We start from the raw sequence: 1,092 nt of genomic DNA on the forward strand, positions 1-1,092 counted from the left end.
GGTTATTTGGGTGTAACTACCATGGTCCGGACTGATGGCCACACCAATGATGACACTGTTCTGCTGCTTAATTCTGACCCTGCACCTTCACACCTGCCGGCTGGTGGTGGCACAGGGAGACAAGAACCCTTCCTTGTGATGACTCAGGTGCATCAGAGCTGCGGGGATTGGGCTGATGACTTGGTTGACATCATTCCCTCCGGGTCCTTCACTCCGGTGGTAATTAATGACAGTGGTAATTGTGACACCCCTAGCATTAATAATCTTACTGACAATTCTCTAACACCAAACCAATCTCCCCACTGCTGCTCCTCCAATCTGACTCATGACTGCGGTGGGGTGACTGACTCCCTGCTGGCTGGGGGTGTAGCTGGGGAGGTGACTGACCTACCTGATCACACTAACAAAGCCCCTAACCACCTTGCTGCCACCAGTCTGGCAGCTAACGGCTACAGTCCTGAGATGATGCAACTGTGTGGTGTTGGTGTGGTGACCGAGCCATTGACTGATGCTGATGCTGATGATCCAACCGACGTGACGGTTATTATTGGTAACGGACTAACCGACTTAACGGTGACTGATGCTGATGGTCTGACAACAATGCTCACTGATGCTGATGACCCAACAGATGCTGATGCTGATGATCCCACCAACATGACGGTTGCGGTTGGTAACGGACTAACGGTGACTGATGATGCTGATGTTCTGACAAACACTGTGCTGACTGATGTTGCTGATGATAATGATTTGGCGGTTGCTAACATCGCCATGAGCTCTGCTGGGGTGAGTGGTGATCTTGATCATAATGTTGGAGTGGCTGCCACTAATCATGTCATGGACTCACCCTCACCACTAACCACTAAAACACAGAGTGAGGAGCGGTGTGTGCTGGACTTGGCTGAGGATTCCCAGGGAACTCCACTATGGGTCTTGGAATGGTTTATTTATCGATATCCTGACACCGCCACTGTGTGCGGAGACGCGGCCAGAAATTCAGTTTTGAAGATGCTCGCTGCTGCCACTTCTGCTGCTGCTGCTGCTGCTGCTAATGCTGCTGCTGCTCCTGCTACTAATCCCTCTACAGCTGTATCT

1 pseudogene is annotated in these 1,092 nt (G+C 51.3%); it reads left to right on the forward strand.

From position 1 onward, the window contains the following. Window positions 1-21 precede the first annotated feature (21 nt). A pseudogene (locus ACN0IC_RS15730) lies at window positions 22-1,092 on the forward strand (hypothetical protein); the annotation flags it as partial.

Source organism: Litorimonas sp. (assembly GCA_029936425.1).
GTDB lineage: Bacteria > Pseudomonadota > Alphaproteobacteria > Caulobacterales > Maricaulaceae > Litorimonas.